Here is a 16,514-nt window from a genome sequence, read left to right as displayed (position 1 = left end):
GTTCTCGCATGCGAAAACTTTTTGGAGATAACAATGATTACCCAAGTGAAATTGCCTACCGTTGAAGATCTACAGCCCCTACTCGATGAGGCGCTAGAAACAGCGCAAAGCAAAGAAGCATTTATCCGAGCTCAAGTAGATGGCATTTACAAAACACTTCAAGCCAATCCGCTCATGTACCGTCACTATGGCGCTTATTGGTGGGCGGTTAAATCACTCATGGCCAAGCATGGTTATGACCTTGGCAGCGATTCAGAAGTGATCACAGAGCAACACTTCAATTTCGAAGACCCTGCGATTTTGTTGTGTGCTGCGTGGGCGTACCAGCAAGAGCAAATTGATAAAGGCTACTGGCAAGCAAACCTACATACCTACTACGCCGATGATGAAGAATTTGAATATTCTATCGAGGATGTAAATCTCGAAGCGTGGAGTGTTAACAGCAAATCGATGCGTTAAGTTTTCGCATGCGAAAACTTTTTCTCATATGCCCGTCATCTTTGGCGGGTATTTTTTTGCATGGAATTTGGTAGAGAGTTCTCGCATGCGAAAACTATACAGGATGGGATGTTTTAAAGTTCTCGCATGCGAAAACTATACGGGATAGTGTTTCATAAAGTTCTCGCATGCGAAAACTTTTGCTAGAAAAAAATAAACCCCGCCACTGAGAAAATGGCGGGGATTGCACGTTGAATCGATAAGCATAAACACAAGCACTACTACCCCTAATAGTTTTCGGCATCGCTTATCTGGTGTGTAATTTATATGAGATAAATTTCATATTCAACAAGTTTTTTTAGTCTTTTTTATTAAAAACAATTGGTTATGCAACCGCTTACACTTGCTGATTACGCGCTGGCAATTCTGTCACTTTGCTGGATTGAGTAAGTAATAATTCTGTCAAAAAGTTTTCGCATGCGAAAACTCTCGGAATCAATCTCACATTTTTCTCAAAGTTCTCGCATGCGAAAACTTGTGCAATCGGTTCTGTTTGTTCACTTTTTCGCTTGTGCTGTTGCTTCTGGCAACGTATAGTGTAACCCCCGTTGCCAGTGACAACAATTAAGAGGCGTTGATATGGCATCCAAGGAACGATGCGAAAGACTAATTCAATTAGTCGAGAAAGCAGGAAGTACCAGAAAAGCCAAGCTGCTTATTGATGGCGTTAAGGGAGTAAGCCCTTGTCACACTGCCATCTACAAAGCCATGAATGGCGGCGGTACGACCGACTATGTGGTTCAGTGCTATATCGATGATCTTGAAACAGCACTGAGCAAACCAAAACAGCAAACAAACTCCACCAGCAAAGGAAATCATTAATGAGCACTATCATGGCGATTGCCAACCAAAAAGGCGGCGTAGGTAAAACAACTTGTACTTACAACTTTGGCATTAGCATCGCTAACCAAGGCAAGAAATGTCTATTCCTGGACTTTGACCCGCAAAACAACTTGGGCGGCTCTATTGCACCGGAAATGGTCGAGAATCCAGAGTACACATCTGCGAGCTGCCTACACAACGCTTACAACCTTTTCGAAAATCCAGTAAAGGCTAAGCCTTTTGTAGTAAGCGAAAACGTACACGTTATTGGCGGCGATAAGCGCATGGGTAACATTACTCAATCACAAATCTTAAACGTGGCTGAGTCTATCGACCTTATCAAAGACGACTACGACTATATCTTTATCGACTGTCCACCAGCGGCGAACGCGCTACAGCATGCAGCGCTACTTGTGGCCAGTAAGCTACTTATCATTAGCCAAGCACAAAAAATGTCGATCAAAGGCGTTAATGAGCTGGTTAAGACCTCGCGCCAAATCCGTCGAATGAACCCTGACTTGGAAGTGTTAGGCATTGTCCTAAACCTTATCGAAGCCAATATCACAAACGACCAGCGCGAACAGGAAGCGGAACTTCGTAAAGAGTACGGCAACCTAGTTTTTGAAAACAAACTGATTAAAACAACGCGCGTAAGTGAAGCTCTAAACCAAGGCAAAGCACTGATTGAAACCAACCCTAAAGCGGCTGAGAAATTCGGCTTTACAGCGGTTTGTGATGAACTTTGCAAGCGCATGGTAGAGGTGACAGCATGACCAAAAGCTTAAGAGATCGAATCAAGCTTAGCGACCTAGATAATCTCTTGGATGAATCAGCGGTAGAAATCCGCGATGCAGCGAAAGTGCTGGCTATCCCTAAAGACTCTTTGTATTCAGTTGAGCAAGTACGTGAAGAATTTAACGATGAGTCACTACTTGAATTGTGCGAAAGCCTAGAAGAAAACGGCCAAATTCAACCTGTCGTTGTTTACCCGTTCGATGGCAAGGGATACAAAATCCAAGAGGGTGAACGCCGTTGGCGCGCCGCTATGTTGAGCGACAAGCTGACTCACGTTGAATGTATTGTCCGTGAAAAGGGCGATATTTTTGGCCAGCTCATTGAAAACATCCAGCGTGAAGATTTAACGCCAATCGAATTAGGTAAGGCGTTTGACCAAGCTAAGAAAAAGCACAATCTTGATAACCGTGGCTTGGCTAAGCGTCTTGGCAAATCAGACGGCTACATTTCGAAATACCTAAATGTACTTAAAGCCCCTGACTTTGTTTTGGAAGCATTCCAAAAAGGGATTATTGGTGATGTGGAGTCCATCAACGAACTACGCAAAGCAACCATCGATAACTCTGAGCGCGTTCGTGAAGCACTGGAAAGCGGCGAGAAGCTAACACGCCAAGATTGTGTGAAGTTACGCACCAATGCGTTTGGCAATGAGGTTGAGGTCAAGCTTAGCGAAGCAGATAAAGCAGACAAGGTAGAAAAGACCCAAACGACACCAGCAAGCAAAAAGCCTACGGCAAACCAAAAGCCTACCAGCATTTGTGTCATGGTTAATGGTCGTCATGGTTTGGTGTTCGCATCTGGTAAGCATAGCGACAAGCTAACGGTACTGTTTGATGATGGCGAACTTGAGCAAGTGCCAGTTGGTGAAGCTCAATTAGTTGGGTATCGTGTGTAAAGTTCTCGCATGCGAAAACTTTTAAAGCGGGTGGCTAATTAGCTGCCCGTTTTTCGTTAGGACGTAATACCCGCCGTCACGGTACACGCCAACTACATAGTGATCGAGCGGCACGTCTTGCCAGCCAAATAGCCCTAGTTCGTCATCGCAATAAGCGACGATATTCACCAGCTTTACCTTTTGGACATGCAGTAGATAGATATTATCTAGCGCCCCTTTAAATGGTCTGTAGATATACTCGCCATCTTTCCTTAAAGCGGGGATCTCATTCCCTGCGACTGAATGGCCATCGGCAACGCCGTCTTCGTTTATGTCGATTAGCCCGTAGTGATAACGATGCCTGATAGTAAACATCCCCTACTCCCAAATGCAAAAACGCCAGATTTGACAATTAAATCTGGCGTTTTTTGTCGTGTCTTCTAGCTTGTCACAGGCTTGAAAGCCTAGACCTATTTTATAGCTGCATAATGGATTCTTGCAAGTTCGTCCGGTCGCAGAACAGACTCGAACATAAAGCCTGTTTGTATGCCCTCGTTTTCCAGCTCTTGATTCACTCGGCCAAGAATATCGATAAGCGATGCACCGCCACCGCCAAACATATCCCCTAGCGCTTGCCCTTGGTGAAGCAGTTCACTATTGATTGCCTCGGCCATTGTCTTAAATGCCAGCGTCATGCGTTTTGCGCTTCGGTTGTTAGCAGCAATGAATCTCGCCAGCGCTTCGGCCTCGGGATCGTTGTCGCCAAACAAACCGGACTGAGCCAATAGCTCGTCTATATGTTGGCCGGACTCTTTTGCCTGTCTTACCAGCTCGGTTGCTTGCACCAGTGAGTCAAGTGCTGACTTGGCGAGGTCAGGTTGTGAAGCGTTAATTTCCACGGCCTCTGCCAGCGTTTCAGACGTGTTTTTGTGAACTTCCCCGCTAAGGTATTGCATCTCAACAAATGCGCTTGCTGCGCCGTTTAGCGCGCTCAAAATGTTGCGAATTTCGGGATCGGCTTCCTCGGCTACCAGCTTCACCAACTTCTCGTTTTTGTACGCCTTGGCAAACACGGCATTTTGCATGCGCTCAATCAGTTGTTTGGTTGGTCGGCCATCTTCGGTCAGTAGTCCGGCGGTTGAGTTATCCCCAATTTCGGTTAGGAAGCTGTTTATAAATCCTTGGTTAGACTTGGCCAAAAGGTTGCCTGTTTCGCTCGGCTGGAACAGGGCAATCATGCGGTCATCGATGCGCTCTGCGTCAACCCAAGCCGTCTCGGCTGCGCTCATTTGTTGCAAGTCAGAGAGGTTGGAATCTCGGGCAAACTTAGCACGGTTAACTTGGGTAACACGTTCTCGAACCAACACTGGCTCGCGCATGCTTTCAACTTTCTCCGGTGATAGGTCGAAGCGCTCCGCATTGTCGATTAGCAACTGGCGGTACTTTTCAGCCTTGCCCTCTCTATACGCTTTGATGATAGCGATGGTTCGACCGTTCCCCGACTCCACCACATTGTCCGAGCCGACAATCGGTGCGCCGTGGCTAGATAGTCCAGAATCGGTTAATTGTTGTGGGCGCAAATCGTTGGCCATTTTTGAGATCTGCAATTTTGAGGATACGCGAGTACGGTCGCGCGGTTGCAGCTCTTGTGGAAAATTCGGATTGATTCGACCGTCCAAATCGTTCGATGGAATAAGGTCGCTGGCTTCCACGACTTTAAAGCCTGTTTCTACTTCGTCGCCTTTTGCTGTCACAACGTAGCTGGTTCGACCTAGCTTGGGTTTTGGATTGTCTGTTGCGTACAGTTGAACAATCTCGGCTAGGTCATTGATGTTTTTTGCCTCTTTGATTTCGGCGTTAATTGATGTGAGTTGATTCAATTTGACCGCTCCGGTTTGGAGTGGCGAGTTCTCGCATGCGAAAACTTTTGGGACAGGGAAAAAGGATTAAAGACTCTTAAGCAATGCGAAAAGCGCCTTGGCGTAGTTGTGACGCTCACTGGCTGCCAGTGCAAGGTTTAGAGATTGCTTGTAGTAATAGTCTGCTCGGATTTTAGTTAAAACATTCATTTTGGTTTTCTCAAGTTCTCTGAAAAGTTTTCGCATGCGAAAACTATATCGAATGCCATCTTTTAAAGTTCTCGCATGCGAAAAGTATATGGAATGTCATGTTTTAAAGTTCTCGCATGCGAAAACTATACGGGATAGTGTTTCCTAAAGTTCTCGCATGCGAAAACATCCGTGTTTTTCGCGCTCCATGCAAAAAAGTTCTCGCATGCGAAAACTTAAGCGGCCAGTTTGTCAGGATTGTGCTCGAACCATTCAATCGCTTTTTGCTTGATGCTATCTAGCTCCAAGCCCTCTGAGTGAACGTCTCGCATTACATCAACAAACACCGATGGTTTGGCGTTATTAAACTCGCCAGCAAGGAATCTCGCAACTAGATCGCTTTGCTCAACTGGACGTTCGCCATTGTCGCGCTCATTCTGCTCGATGTGCTTCGTAAGAGTCTTGATAGCCTTGTTACGGTCAGCGCGCGACCAGCTACCAAAGCCACCATTTTTCTTAGCTGAACCCGCATCGTTTTTCCAGTAGTCCAAACCTCGCGCGATATGCCCCTTGTAGCCAAACTGGAAGCTTTCGCCATCTTTGTACACAACGTAGTTATCGCCCTTTTCAACCACTTGGTAGTTAGGGAAAAACGCCATTTCGTATTCGTACCAGTTAGGCAGAAATAGCACTTCATTGAGCTTTTCAATCTTATCGGAGCGGCCTAACTTGGAAAATTCTTCTACCGATATTGGCTCATCCGAACTTGATACCGGCTTCTGCTCAACCTTTTGGTTAGCGCCAGTCAGTTTATTAAGAATTTCCACCAGCTCACGGTTCTTTTTGATGCGTTCACCAATCGATAGCTGGCCACTCTTAAGCTCTTTCAACAAACCCGCTGCATCGCGGTTGAGCGTCATTTTTTCTCTTAAGCTTAACACTTGATTCTCTCCGGTTTAGGCCGCCGATGTGGCGGCCTTGGTTGTGATTAGATTTGCGCTTGGATCATGCTGGTGATGTTGCTTAGAGCGGCATCCATCAACGCTTCATTCTCTGCCACTTGGTCGTTAGCTTCGAAGTAGGCGTAAGCTTGTTCTAGTGCGGTTTGGAACTCATCAACCAATTCCGGCGTAGGTTCACCAGTGAAATCTCGGATTTCTTTTAGTTTCTCTACATGTTCCATTTCTTCGTTATTACCCTCTGTTTCAGATTGAGGCGCTTCACTACTTAGATTGAACGCTTTCACTAATAACGCTTCCATTTCCGCTGTATCGTCAAATTCACCGATCAAGTCATTGCCTTGGTATAGCGCGAACTTGTACTCGCCATCTTTAGCGATTGGGTAAATATCAACGTAGCGTTCGTTTAGCCATGAACGCACGGTTAACGGAGCGTACACGTTCGCTGGTACAGAGCCATTTACTGAATGGATACCAGCCGCAACGCTTGGTTGTGCCAATGCGCCTTTTTCGTTGTAGTAGGTATCCGCAGATTGCCAGCCCTTAATCGTCTCAAGCTGAGCTTTCGCTTTTTCGCTTAAGTCGGTCGCTAGAATGTCGAACAGAACGTCTAGGCTGTAAGTTAGTCCGTCCTCATCTTTCGCATTAATCGACTTCACTCGGCCTGTTGGGAATGTCACTTCCTGCTTACCAAGTTTTAGCTCTAGGTTGGTAAAGGCTTCTAGCTGCTCAAGTGCTTTCGCTTCTTCTTCGTCTAGGCTTTCACGGAATGAGTTAACGTCTAGTACGTCATCCTCTGCCTGTTCGCCTTGCTGGTGAATTTCAGTTAGAGACGCGAGCTCTACCACTTTGCGCTCTTTACCAAAATCAAAGTCCACGGTTAGGCGGCCACCAAAGAAATTGCGATCGTGGTAATCGGTCATTGTGTCGCTGTTGTTGTAGTCGTATTGGCCTACATAAGCGTTAACGAACTCGATCAGCTGATCTACTGCTTCGGTATAACGGCTCATACCGTGTGGCGTTGGCGAGTTAGGGTTATCAATCTCGAACTGTAGGTAAGCTGGATTGTAGAGCATGACGTTTCTTGGCAAGTCAGTCAGCGTTAGATCTAGTGTACCGTAGCGAGGCTTGCGTACTGAGATTTTAACGTCATTACTGATTTTGCCAGCTTTCTTAAGCTGAGCGATAAAGGCGCGGATTCGCTTAGCGATTTCACCCGTATCTCGAATGCCCTCTTTCTCGTAGATTGAGCCAAATGAATATTGAGTTGGGTCTAGAGCGAGAAGTTGTTTTTCTTCCTCGGACGTGCCCTTATTCACTTCATCTGCTGTGTCAGATTCTACGGCGTTCTTAGCACCCAATAGCTCAAGCAGTTTGTTCGCACCGTCAACCGTTAGGTAGCTGCGAGAATTGGTGTTAGCGATAAAGCGTAGCTCTTTACCCTTGTTCGACTTCGCAGAGAAGAAACTGTAGCCAAATGTATTTTCCATTTGGTTCTCTTGTTCTTCGGTTAGCGCAATGCCGTTAATCTTGCCGTCATCGTCCACCTTGGCCAGTAGCTTGTCGGCGTTCTCGCGTAGTGTTGGGCGCGAGTGAAGCGAACCTGAGCCGTTAATGGCCAGCGTTGAATACAATGATTCAAAGCCGTTGATTGTGGTGAACATAGCCGGACTGACAGGCTCAAGTGGTGCGCTGTATTCCGTCTCTGCAATTTGCTCAAGCGTTTTGCCGTCCTTAAGCATGTTAAAGATTGCAATAGTGCTTTCTTTCACTGCTTGGTCGTTTAGTTGAGTCGCTTTTTGCTGCGCTGCTGCGCCCTCTAGGCCAGTTTCTAGCACCTTGCCTGTGTACGTATCGATAACGCTAAAGTCAGCTTGGCCAGTAGTGCCTACTGGTGCGTAGCGCTTCTCGCGTGTCGCCTTGAATTGGCCTTTATGGTTCAAGTCAGGCAATGCAGCAAGGCTAGGGAAGCCACGGCTTTCGTATTCCGCTTCGATAGCTTTTGTGTACCACAATGGCATGACTGAGTTATGGATAGCGCGCGCCATCTGTTCATTGTCGATCTGCTCATCGTTATCCAAGAATCTAAAACCATGAATTGCCAGGATGTCTTGGTTGGTAACACTCGCCATTGCGTAGTGCTGAGCAAAGAGCTCATCTGAACTTAGTTCGGATAGGTCAGGGTAACTACCGTCATCGATCGCCTTAATGAAGCGCTCAACTTTTTGGTAGTCCTCGCCTTGGTCTGCCATTGCTGGAATGACGGTTTCACCTTTTGCCTTGGTGTAAGCTACGTCACCCTCATGGTAAACCGTAGTCGCGCTAAACGCTTTTTCTACGTCATCCAGTGCCAACGCTTCGCCGTTCTCAAACTTCTCGTATAGGTCGCCACGTAGCGCGCGTAGGTCGAACATTTTCGCCGTTGCACTAAAGAATCCGTCACGGTAGTTCAAGATAGCTTGCAGTAGGTCAGCACGTTTCGCACGGCGGTTAAATGGGATGCGATGAGCCGTTAGGAAATCAGTGATCTCTTTGCGGTTCTTAAATTGCGCTTCCAATGACGCTAGGGTTTCACCTTGTAGTGATTCCACTAGGTGCGCTTGTTCTGAAATGCGCTTAGCTTGGTCATCCACTTTCTCGCCACGTTTTAGCGTTTTACCAGTACCTAGCGTTAGGTCAGCCAGCATAACAAGACGTTTGCGATCGCTTGGGCTCACTGACTGCATATCCTTAAGTTTGGATAGGGCAGTTTCTTGGAAGCGCATGCGGCCTTGCGTGTGTTCTGCTTGGCGCTGTAATTCAGCATCGCTTTGAACCAGCATTAGGTCTTCGGCAATCTCTTGAATCATTTCCGGTGTCACAAGGTCAATCGATGTGCTCCATAGCTTGTACGCTTTTGGATTTTCCTTGCGGTTCTTCATTTCCGGCTGCTGGCGTAGCTGCTTAGCGAACGCTGCTTTGAAGCCCACTTGTTTTAGGGTATCGAGCGTAGACTGAGGAATTTCATCAACGCCTTTGTCCTCAACCCATTGGTCTAGCGCTTCGGCTGCGATGCGCTCCGCTTCCTCTAGGTCGCCCTCAACCATGCCAAATAGCGGCTCTAGGTCAAAGTTGCTTACTAGCTCTGGTGGCAGTTTTTGGTCATAAGCGATCGCGCCGTGGCGAATGCCATTACCAGCGTCAGCGAATTGCTCTTGAGCCGATTCTGGATCGAGGTACTTAACCACTTGATGTTGTGGCGGCGTTGTACCCAAGCCATAAGGGCGTAGACGTAGGCCATACCAGAATAGGTTAGCTGTGGTTTCGTCTTTGTCTTGGTCGTTCGCGTTTGGCTCGTCGTTCTCAATTGGTTGCGGTTCTTCGTTGCTGTCATCGGTATCTTGAAGCAACTTAGATTCACGGTCGTAGTCAGCCAGAATAAGCGATTTAGCCGCTTCCCAACCTTGTAGATCGTCGCCACCAGCAAGCGGTGAACCCTCGCCGTAAGTGACAGCCAAGGTTTGGTTATCGCGCGCGTGGATCATGTACTGGCCAAAGCTATCATCGTCGTTCGCGTCAGGCGATTCGAAGTAGACAAACGGCTCGCTATCTTCGCCTTTATCCATCTTCCAGCCCTTAGCAATGGTCTTGCGGCCAATAAGAGCCAATAGCCATTCTTTGCGCTCGATATTCGCTTTTCGCTCGCGTTCTTCGTCTGACAACTGAGGAAAATCGTTTTCAATTGAATCACGGATGTATTCTTTAGCCTCGGCAAGCTCTGATACCGTCATAGCGCCTTTATCGAGCTCATAAATCGCATCATTGATGTACGACTCTGAATACGTGCTAGGAACGTTTTGATTTGCTGCACCTGCAAACTCTAATGAGTCTTTAAACTCTTGGCTTAGCTGCTTAACAAAGGCATCGAGATCGCCATTGAAAGCGCGTTCAATGATGAAGTCGCGTTTCTCTTGCTTAGTCCATGAAGCGTCCCATTGCTCGATCACTTGAGACGGACTGCCACCAGCGTCCACATTGGTCGCTGCTGTATTTGCTGCTGGCTTGATAGCAGCAAGCTGTTTGCGTAGTTCTTCTTGGATTTCGTTTTGCGTAGCAATCTGAGTTTTTAGGCGTTTCTCTTTCTTGGCCAGCTCATCAAGTTTCTGTTCCAAGTCTGTTGTTTCTTCGCCTAGCTGAGCGGCTTGCTCATCGAGCTCTTGTGCCTTTTGTTGCGCTTCTTCCAATGCTTTCTTGTCAGCGTCTTTCTTCGCCTTAGCGGCGACAAACTTCTCGCTGTTGTTTTCAAGCAATTGCGCTAGCTTGTTGGTCACTTCCTTAAGGGATAAATCCATGTTGCCCTTTGGCGCGACTACGTGAGTAATGTCGCGTGAGTTCATTAGGAAGCGGAACGCAATTAGCGTGTCGTCTGGATTGATTTTTAGCGGATCGTTATCCGGCGCATGGAACGCAATAGAAATGCTCTGGCCATCCGAAAATGGGATTTTCACCATTTGGACAGCGACCGCACCAGATTTGCGCGGTTTACCCACTTCTACAGCTTCTACCGATAGCGTAGGCGTTTTACGTTCCAAGTGCTTACCAAATTGCTGAGCACGAAACTCAAGCTTTGACGCTTTCGATTTGAACGCCTCTAGCATCATTTGAGGCACTGGTTTGCACTGGTATAGGTAAGTGTTCTCCAAATCCTCAAGCGATAGTGCTTCTAGGATTTGGTCGGCGTTTTCACCTTGCAGTACCGCTTCGATTTGCTCCGGTGTTAGCGTTTTAGCTAGATGGTCGATGCGATCCACAATCTTGATTTGATTTTGACTGGTAAACATCATGCTTTGGCCGCCTCTAATTGCGCTTCAAGTTCCTTGGTTTCTTGCTTCTCTTGCTCTAATGCAGCTTCAAGATCGGCTACACGGCGTTGGTCTTCTTCCAATTTCGTGCGAACGCTGTCCCGAGCGGCTAGGGCGTTGGTGTAATTGGATTGTGCAACCTGCTCGGCTGCCTTGGCTTCTTCCAATCGCTTAGCAATAGAACGTGTGGCTGGTTGAATGTCTGAGGTGTCTTTAACGGCCTGTGCCGCTTTGCGAGCTACTTGCTTGTCAAACTTGCTTTGGTTGCGCTCCATTAGGCGAACCATTTCACGCGCAAGCTCGCGTTCGTTCTTCACGCTTGGGATAGGCTGTTTCGTGTTGTTCAGTGTCATTTGGTAAATGTCACCCTCATCACCAATAAACAGCGTCATGGACTGGCCATTATCAAAGAACAGTTTGGCGCGTTTTACTGTCTCGCCGTCTCGTCTCGTTTTCTTGTTCGAGGCTTCTACGTCTGTAACAGTCGCACCCGCTTGTTTTAACGCAGTGGTCAGACTCTTAAGGCCGCGTTCGGTCACGTTGTCAAAATCGACCACCACATAGTTGTGCGACTGGTCTAGTGCAAACTTGCTGTTGTTACGCAATTTCAAATTCCTCTGAATATGTCGTACAGGTAGGGAAGATTTTGTATAGCGGATTGATTAGGGAACAGGAGCGCTCAATCTTCACGTCCAGAATCCACTCGCCGTGTAGCTTTTCCCCTGCTTCACGTTCAAGCAATTTGCGGTCGAACGTTAGGTATTCGCTGTTATTTCCGGCGTGTGAAAAGTCGAGTTTACGTGTGCGAGTAATGACGGCTTTTGGTCGTTTCTTACTTCGCAACGAATAGGTTAATGTCCCATTCGTAATAGCTCGGTTAGATTGATAACCAAGAACGAATCGAATCACTTCGGGATCGTCCATCTGGTTTGCATGCAGTATTTTTACTGCGTTTCGTTTAAGCAAAAATCGGTCAGCAATGGCTAGGCCAATTACTGCAAATTCCATCATTTGCCTTGCCCTCCGGTATTAAAGAATCTCGCTAACGTGTGGCTAGCTAGTTTGCGGATAAAGTTAATTGAGTCTGCTCCGTTGTTTGACGCGATGAGGACAAGCGCGCTGGTGTAACCAGACTCCACACCCTCACTGTCACACAAGTAAGCGACTATCAAACCGACCACCAACGCCAGCGTTAGCTCGGTTAAAAAGTCAAGGAATCCACCAGCCAAACGTTGCTCGCGTATGCCTTGGAGATATGACCCAACACCACTGAGGACGGATAGAGCCAGAACGCTAATAGCAAAGCTCTCACCAACAACTGATACTGGCATTAAATCCCCCTTTTATATGTGTCTTGCAAAGTGTATTCGGAATGATGGTGATTGCTCAATAGACGGGCGTTACTTACTTTTTAAAGGCTATAAAATAGGGCTCGCTTAGGGGAAAAAGAGATTTATCAACGGTCTACATAAAGAAAAACCTCTCACCCAACGAGTGAGTGAGAGGCTGATCCAACCGTTTTGTCGCGCGGCAACGCGAGCAAAACATTCCACGAGGAAACAATGAGGTGAAATCTATATTTGAGAGATTTGGATTATATCCAATTTCGTTTTCGCATCAATATGCGCCAATGTTCTCGCATGCGAAAACTATATCGAACGGGATTCTTTAAAGTTCTCGCATGCGAAAATTTTACGGGAAGGAGTGTTTTAAAGTTCTCGCATGCGAAAACTTTTGCAAGAAAAAAGGGACAGCATTGTGTCCCTTTGGCTGATGGTTATGGCTTGATGTAGCGAATTGTAAAATGGCCACCTCCTACTATTATTTCACCACCTACAGAAATGAACCTCACCGTGTCATTTACGTTAAGGTGGCCTACCCATTTAGCGGTTGGAGTTGCCAATGCGTTATCCCTAGCAGTACAACTATTGGTAATTTTCGTCGCGTTGTTAACTTGGATGCGAGCTGAAACAGTGTCGTCCTGACCTGTAGCACGCACTCGTCTATAGTCAGTAAATTCGATGTAATATGTGCCAGCTTTTACAACCTTAAATCCTGTTGTTGGGTTAACCCAAGTCATTAGCGATGCAGACTCCGTTGTGCGTCCAGCCCAGTTGCGAGCATGCCAAGTAACATGACCTTGTAGCACACCAGATGTCGTGTTTGATGGATCGTTGCCCACCATAATATCGCCAACGGGCGCTGTTGGAATACTGTTAAACTTAGCGTCTACATAGTCTTTACGTGTTAATGAATGAGCTGCCGAGCTTTGAGGCGAACCCGCATACACATTACCGCCATATACCTCTACGTAGTTGCTTCTACGGTTAGTGTAGAATCTAATTCGACCATCAGAGTTTGTAAGAATCTGAATACCAGCACGAATGTTAGTTCCATCGTAGTAAGAGGCAAAAGCCCAATGAGCACCTGTACTGTCAGGCTTGTTGACACTGAAAGCGGCTACTCCATTACCACCCCAAGTACCGTCGTAAAAGCTAGGCGCAACACGAGCCACCCTTGCACTGGCAGACCAAGAGCCCGCAGTAAACTCACCATCAGTACGAACCAATGAGCTACCGAAAAAGACACCAGAAGTAAACTTAGCTAAGTCATTGATGCGAAGCCAGTTGCCGTCTGTATTACGAAATGCAGCTCGCCCACCTAATGAAATGCTCTGATTGAGCATTACATCAATCCCTTTAGCAAAGGTGAACGCGGAGTAAGAATAAAAGCCGCTTGCGGCCTCAGTCTCCATGTGACAGTAGGATGTGTTGCGTGAGCCAATCCAAGTTTTCTTTGCAGAGTAATTGAGCTCTAAACCCTTTCCATCAACAGAGTTAATTGCACCTAAGTCTTTATTGTAAGACGTATAGCTAGTGACCATTCGCCCTTTGACAATACCCGCTGGTTGAGTTGCACCTTTGTTACTAACGTAAGGCGTAATGGTGTGACTACACATGTATCGAATTAGGATGTTCGTACTGTAGGCACTACGTGTTTTTACATAGATAGCGTAATTATCACCGCTAGTATTCACCCAACCAAACTCACTAAATGGCAAGCCGCTAGGATGGTCTGTAATAACCTGACCATTTAGACCTTTAGGGCTTCCGTTACTGGCTCGCAGAATCATTTGGTGTCGTGACGACTGATAGTGCAAGTCAGTGTTAAAGCCAGCACCACCAAAGAACTCAATAACCGCAGTAGAGCTTGATTGAGGCATCGTTACATTGGCAACCAAGCACCAAGAGTTGTCACTACCTAAAGAGGTGCGCACAACCTCTGTACGGTTGAATGCCTCGGTAACTACCTTGCTACCTGATACTTCTATAGGCACATTACTGACTACTTTGCTCTTATTTAGGGTTAGGTATGCGGGCGTTGAGTTGTGCGCACCACCTACACCAATTTTTACCTCGGCTTTTGCGTCGGTTGAGCCGTTAGTTAGATACATAATTTGGCGATTACCAATCAAACCGTAACCATCCATTTTTACATGGTCGGTTGATGGAACCGTATTACCAGCTCTAGTACCTTGCACTTCAACGCTACGGTTGGAAGATACCGACTCTGTTGTGCTTAGTGAGCCGTATAGCGTTGTTTCACCACCTTTGCGGATCTTCAATCGACTTGAAACGTCACTCTCCACAACCTCAAAGGTGCCATCGGTTTTCGTTTCTATATGGAATCGCTTACCTGTATGGCCTAAGTGAAGTTGTGAGACGTTACTTGCGCCCTCATCGATGAGTAGGCCGCCAGTTAATGTACCACCTGCAAGTTTCAGGTAGCGGCCATCGGCTTGCGCTTGAGTCATCTTCGACGCTGCAAGGTCATACGCTTTCTTAACTGCACCTGCCGCCGCAAATTTCACGTCACTGGCATCGTTAATCGCCGCCGTGAATGCGTAGTTAGGTACGTTGGATAAGCCAACTTGAGCTTTTGTTACCTTGTGTGGGTTTGATGTGTCGGATTTGTGTTGAGCGATATTGGTTGTAATGGCCGCTACCGCATCTTCTTGATCCATTAACGCATCACCTAGCTCTTTGATTGTATCTAGCGCTTCTGCTGGCGCACCACCAATCAAAGTGCTGATACGGTCGTCGGTGTGCTTGTTCGCGTTTGTCTCTGCTTGCTCCGCTCGGTCATAAGCAGCGTTACCGCGATTTAAACCCTCAACGCCTTTGTCGTATGCCTGTTTAACAGCACCAGCGGTCGCAAGTTTGCTATTGGACGTGTCCGATACCGAGCTGGTGGCCGGATAGTTCGGTACGTTACCTAAGCCTACTTGTGCCTTTGTGACTCCGTGCGGGTTTGTTTTCTTGCTAGCATGCTCATCAACTTTCGTAGCGATTTCTTCACGAATTTTGCGAGCCGGACTACCACCAACTTGAGTCAATTTTTTTAATGCCATTCAGAAATATGCCTTTCTCAATTCATTGACTAGCAACTCCGACAAAGCGCCGGAGCCACGTTGTTAGTGGGGAAAGTAGGAAAGGAAAGGGCATGGCTTATTTGAAGCCGATAACAGTCACAATGTCGCCAGCTTGTAGCTGTTCACCGAACGTAATTGTGTTGCCAGATAGACTCCATACACCTGCGTTTTGCATTACACCGCATACGCTTAGAACAAGAACGGCAGAGATAGTACCTGCGGGTAGAGTGACGGTAGTTGATGCCGCTTCTAGTGTAATATCGACAGTGCGGATCGCGTCTTTGATTGTTGCGGCTACGCTTGATTTGGTCGCGTATTTACCGTCAGATTCCGCTTTGGTGTATGACGCGCCGCTAGCAGCAAGGCCGCTACGTGCTTCTGAAATGATTTGCGCTTTTGTTGAGTTCTCAAGTTTCGCAGCGTTAGCGGCAGTTTCGCCAGCGCCTAGCGCGCCCACGTCTTCTGCTGTTAGCTCGATGTTTTGGCTTAGCGCGTGACCGTTGATAGTGCGAGTCTTTGGTACTGCATTCACAACGCGAGAGTCGTTACCCTCCATTACTGTGCCAGCGGCATTACCAAAGTTTTTGTTGAACGCTGTGTTTTTGCTAAACGCTGGCTCTGCACCTACGTCTGTAGCTTCAAGCACTACGTTACCGCGCTGGCCGTTAACAGATGAAACCGCATCTGTTGGCGTTAACAGTTCTTGCCAGTTCGCTAGTGTGCTTGCTGGTTGGCGCATAAGAACGAATGATTTACGCAGATCCGAACGGATTGCCATATCACCCTCTTGCGCTGTCAGAGCAAGCATTTCCGCTTCTGATTTAACAGGGAACGTTTCTTTGATAGCGATAGCTGGCAATTGGCCTTGTGGGATCTTACCTGTGCTATCTAGCGTAGCCACGCCCTCTGCAACGCCTTTCTTGTTGTTAGGGATGTAGTCGTGCGTGTGGCTTGCTGGCGCTGCGCCCACATCTGAGTGAGTCAGAGTCACATCACCTGTTAGTGGCTTGTTATTGATAGTGCGAGAGGTAGGGACAAGGTTCGCGCGCGCTTCACTAACAACTTGAGCTTTAGTTTTGCCCTCAAGTTTTGATGCGTCTGCCGCGCGAGCGCCTACTGGCAATGCGCCAACGTCTTGTGCTGTTAAGTCAGAAACTAGACGGTTAATGCGAGTTAATTTGTTTTGTGTAGCCATAAAAGATCCAATTTATTTGTTAGTTAAAAAGGGCATTTATGGGGAATAGG

Annotated in this window: 14 protein-coding genes; 4 read left to right on the top strand and 10 right to left on the bottom strand. The window is 47.1% G+C overall.

The genetic code is table 11. The features are described from left to right. Positions 1 to 33: 33 nt before the first annotated feature. From R7P36_RS18695 to R7P36_RS18680, 4 genes are all read left to right on the top strand, one after another. Positions 34 to 459 carry a hypothetical protein gene (locus tag R7P36_RS18695; RefSeq protein WP_213967944.1) on the top strand — a complete coding sequence of 142 codons (426 nt, stop codon included), beginning with the start codon at positions 34 to 36 and terminating at the stop codon, positions 457 to 459. A 618-nt stretch (positions 460 to 1,077) separates the two neighbouring features. Next, positions 1,078 to 1,320, top strand: coding sequence for a hypothetical protein (locus R7P36_RS18690; RefSeq protein ID WP_069497778.1), 243 nt, complete (start codon positions 1,078 to 1,080; stop codon positions 1,318 to 1,320). Further along, on the top strand, positions 1,320 to 2,093 hold the full coding sequence (locus R7P36_RS18685) for a ParA family protein (RefSeq protein WP_069497779.1): 774 nt from the start codon (positions 1,320 to 1,322) through the stop codon (positions 2,091 to 2,093). The genes R7P36_RS18690 and R7P36_RS18685 overlap by 1 nt, the downstream gene beginning before the upstream one ends. After that, positions 2,090 to 3,010, top strand: a complete 921-nt coding sequence (locus R7P36_RS18680; RefSeq protein ID WP_213896419.1) for a ParB/RepB/Spo0J family partition protein — start codon at positions 2,090 to 2,092, stop codon at positions 3,008 to 3,010. Before R7P36_RS18685 ends, R7P36_RS18680 begins: the two co-directional genes overlap by 4 nt. 21 nt (positions 3,011 to 3,031) lie before the next feature. Here the strand turns inward: R7P36_RS18680 and R7P36_RS18675 are convergent, their stop codons facing one another. The 10 genes from R7P36_RS18675 to R7P36_RS18630 form a co-directional block, all read right to left on the bottom strand. Beyond that, positions 3,032 to 3,364: a hypothetical protein gene (locus R7P36_RS18675; protein ID WP_079878982.1), complete on the bottom strand. Its 333-nt coding sequence runs from the start codon at positions 3,362 to 3,364 to the stop codon at positions 3,032 to 3,034. Positions 3,365 to 3,459: 95 nt separating this feature from the next. Then, the gene (locus R7P36_RS18670; protein ID WP_318081556.1) at positions 3,460 to 4,869 is read right to left on the bottom strand and encodes a hypothetical protein; all 1,410 of its coding nucleotides are present in this window, start codon (positions 4,867 to 4,869) and stop codon (positions 3,460 to 3,462) included. Positions 4,870 to 4,935: 66 nt separating this feature from the next. Next, entirely contained in the window at positions 4,936 to 5,058 is a 123-nt protein-coding gene (locus R7P36_RS18665) for a hypothetical protein (protein WP_256011401.1), read from the bottom strand. Positions 5,059 to 5,273: 215 nt separating this feature from the next. Beyond that, the gene (locus tag R7P36_RS18660; protein ID WP_213896417.1) at positions 5,274 to 5,957 is read right to left on the bottom strand and encodes a hypothetical protein; all 684 of its coding nucleotides are present in this window, start codon (positions 5,955 to 5,957) and stop codon (positions 5,274 to 5,276) included. A 68-nt stretch (positions 5,958 to 6,025) separates the two neighbouring features. Continuing rightward, the gene (locus tag R7P36_RS18655; RefSeq protein ID WP_318081557.1) at positions 6,026 to 10,819 is read right to left on the bottom strand and encodes a hypothetical protein; all 4,794 of its coding nucleotides are present in this window, start codon (positions 10,817 to 10,819) and stop codon (positions 6,026 to 6,028) included. Next, the gene (locus tag R7P36_RS18650; RefSeq protein WP_213967943.1) at positions 10,816 to 11,442 is read right to left on the bottom strand and encodes a hypothetical protein; all 627 of its coding nucleotides are present in this window, start codon (positions 11,440 to 11,442) and stop codon (positions 10,816 to 10,818) included. Before R7P36_RS18650 ends, R7P36_RS18655 begins: the two co-directional genes overlap by 4 nt. Beyond that, positions 11,435 to 11,848, bottom strand: a complete 414-nt coding sequence (locus tag R7P36_RS18645; RefSeq protein ID WP_069497785.1) for a hypothetical protein — start codon at positions 11,846 to 11,848, stop codon at positions 11,435 to 11,437. The genes R7P36_RS18650 and R7P36_RS18645 overlap by 8 nt, the downstream gene beginning before the upstream one ends. Further along, the gene (locus R7P36_RS18640) at positions 11,845 to 12,168 is read right to left on the bottom strand and encodes a hypothetical protein (RefSeq protein ID WP_069497786.1); all 324 of its coding nucleotides are present in this window, start codon (positions 12,166 to 12,168) and stop codon (positions 11,845 to 11,847) included. Before R7P36_RS18640 ends, R7P36_RS18645 begins: the two co-directional genes overlap by 4 nt. Positions 12,169 to 12,614: 446 nt before the next feature. Continuing rightward, positions 12,615 to 15,248, bottom strand: a complete 2,634-nt coding sequence (locus R7P36_RS18635; RefSeq protein ID WP_169628944.1) for a hypothetical protein — start codon at positions 15,246 to 15,248, stop codon at positions 12,615 to 12,617. A 97-nt stretch (positions 15,249 to 15,345) separates the two neighbouring features. Further along, the gene (locus R7P36_RS18630; RefSeq protein ID WP_169628945.1) at positions 15,346 to 16,464 is read right to left on the bottom strand and encodes a hypothetical protein; all 1,119 of its coding nucleotides are present in this window, start codon (positions 16,462 to 16,464) and stop codon (positions 15,346 to 15,348) included. Between the last annotated feature and the right edge of the window lie 50 nt (positions 16,465 to 16,514).

This window comes from Vibrio sp. 397, assembly GCF_033339395.1.
GTDB lineage: Bacteria > Pseudomonadota > Gammaproteobacteria > Enterobacterales > Vibrionaceae > Vibrio > Vibrio alginolyticus.
The sequence above is the reverse complement of the archived record's forward strand: the minus strand, read 5'-3'. Positions and strand labels throughout refer to the sequence as shown.